Below are 2,405 nucleotides of genomic sequence, written 5' to 3' on the forward strand. Positions count from 1 at the left end.
GTGCTGCGTGTCACTGCGCAGCAGGCGGCCCAGCGCGTCACGCTCCTGCCGCTCATTACGCATCCCGCCTTGTGTGCCCTGCGTCTGGATGATGACCGGAAATCCGCCCGCATTCAGCGCCAAATGGCTGAGAGAAGCGGGATTTGAGATCGGCACGGGCGTTACCGTGAAGATCTCGGAAGGTTGCCTGATCCTGCTTGCGGATAACAACGAAGTACAGGAACTGCGCAGGGAACTTTATCAGGTTAAACAGTCAGTTAAGGGGATGCGGGATGGGATGTTTAGTGTGCTGAACGAGAGTTAAATAATAAAAATCCGGGAGGATTTAATTTTTTTCCCGGATTTTCATTTCACAACTTATTAAAGCGCAGCTCGTATTCTTTATTATACTCCAACTCACCAATAATCTTGCAACACCATTTATAAGGCTTAAGTTTATAAGGATTCTTTATAACAAAACCCTCAGCAAAGATATATTCTGGCAAGACTTCATCAATTGGCATAAACATATATATATAATCCCCTTCATTTATGCAAACCGATTCTCCTGAAAAAGTATTAACATGATCAGTCTGGGTAAGACCAACGATATCAATATCCTGTACTCTTTCATTATCAAAATCCGCAAAAATACGGCTCTCTAACCCATAGTATTCTAAAGAATGTTTCGTCATATTATTAACATTCACGTTTAGGACCTCGTTGTTCAACCGGTATTGGATTGGGTTGTGTAGGGTGAAATAGCTTTTCAGCCTGCTCTGCTGTTAAGCCATCAACAGTTGCATGATTCATCATCATGCTTCCATTAGGCGAATTTAATTTCCCATCCAAAGTTATTGTGCCACCCGCTTTTTCTATATCAGCTACTGTAGCGACACCAATCTGATTATTTTTAAAAGGCTGAGATAGTGTTTCTAATCCCGCGTTAGGTTTTGCCTGAGTTGATATACCGCTCAACTTACCATTAGCATCAGCAGAGACACCACTTCCATTTTTAAAGTTATCTGCTGAACACGTCCCACCTCGGCAAACAATATCCGTATCAGCCAAAATATCGTGCAACCCTAGTGGATCGATCCATCTCAGCGGGTTCGGCGCATACTGATAAAGATTCAGCCCTCCCCGGATCGAAATCGGGTCCTGGCTTACGAACCTCCCGCACTCCGGCGCATAATATCTGAACAGATTGTAATGCAGTCCTGTTTCTTCGTCAAAGTACTGCCCCGGCAGCCGCAGCGGCTGTTCAAAGTACGCCCCGCTGTTGCTGATGTCGCCCCGGTTTTCTCCAAATCCCGCCTGGTAGCCCGCCCACACCAGCGTCCCGTCCGGCGCGGTCACCTCCTGTACCGTGCCCGTCAGGTCCGTGTGGTAATACCAGATTTTCCGTCTTTCTCCGCGCCCCGTGATAGCCGCCACTGGCGTGTATGGCTGTTCCGCGTCGTACAGGTATGTCCGCTTTCCCTGCCACGTCGTTTCCTGCAACAACCGGAACCTTTCCCACACAAACGTCGTCCGGCTTCGTTCTCCCCGGTCCGTATGGCGGCCATATGTCGCCTTGCTGATGCGCCTGCCCAGCGCATCATACTGATACCGCGTCTCGCTGTTGCTGCTGATGACCCGCGTTAACTGGCCCTGCGCGTTCCACTCCAGCTGCTGGTGCCTGCGCTCTGTCAGTTCGCCCCATTCGTTATAGCGGTAACGGTCACGCCCGTAGCCCGGCAGGCGGTTATCCGGCACCGCTCCCTGATACTCGTCCGTCAGCAGGTTGCCCGCTTTGTCGTAATAATAATGGTCATGGTCGTACATCTGTCCCGTGCGGCTGGTCAGCCAGCCGCTGCGGTCATAGCTGAACACCAGGCAACCGCGCAGTTTGTCATTGATGCCGCCAACTTCACCGTCCGCATTCCAGATATAATCCCGCGCCGTCACACTGTCGTTCTGCGCCGGGGGGTTACCGGCCTGCTGCGGATTCTGGCTGCCGCCCGGCAGGCTGCGCTGCCAGCTTAACCGGTTGTCGGCGTTGTAGCCGCTGAACGTCGCCAGTTTCCCCTGCGTGCGCATCACCTGACGGTGCAGGCTGTCACGCTCATATTCACTGACCGTGATACCGTCCAGTGCCGTCTGGAGCAGATGCCCGCTGCCGTAGTAAAGATGGCTGAGATGCTGCCCGTCCGGCAGGGTAATGTCGGTGGGATTGCCCAGCGCGTCACGCCGGTATCTGATGCTGCCGTGCACGCTGTGCTCTGCCGTCAGCCACCCGCTGCGGTCATAATCAAAGCGCACCCTGTCCGCCTGCATGTGGTGCAGCCGTTCCCCTTCTTCCGTGGGGGTGAGCGTCACTTCCGTTATCTGGTCAAGACGGTTGTAGCTGAAGGTCCGTGTACTGTGCTGCGTGTCACTGCGCA

3 protein-coding genes are annotated in these 2,405 nt (G+C 52.8%); 1 reads left to right on the forward strand and 2 read right to left on the reverse strand.

All coding sequences use genetic code 11. The features are described from left to right. Positions 1 to 88: 88 nt before the first annotated feature. Entirely contained in the window at positions 89 to 304 is a 216-nt protein-coding gene (locus FEK42_RS22515) for a SymE family type I addiction module toxin (protein ID WP_135491848.1), read from the forward strand. A 46-nt stretch (positions 305 to 350) separates the two neighbouring features. On the opposite strand, the gene FEK42_RS22520 is transcribed toward FEK42_RS22515, so the two are convergent. Continuing rightward, positions 351 to 689, reverse strand: coding sequence for a hypothetical protein (locus FEK42_RS22520; protein WP_135491849.1), 339 nt, complete (start codon positions 687 to 689; stop codon positions 351 to 353). Continuing rightward, a partial coding sequence (locus FEK42_RS22525) for an RHS repeat-associated core domain-containing protein (RefSeq protein WP_138211983.1) occupies positions 679 to 2,405 on the reverse strand: 1,727 nt, incomplete at its 5' end. The genes FEK42_RS22520 and FEK42_RS22525, both read right to left, overlap by 11 nt.

The sequence above is a fragment of the Escherichia sp. E2748 genome (assembly GCF_005781125.1).
GTDB lineage: Bacteria > Pseudomonadota > Gammaproteobacteria > Enterobacterales > Enterobacteriaceae > Escherichia.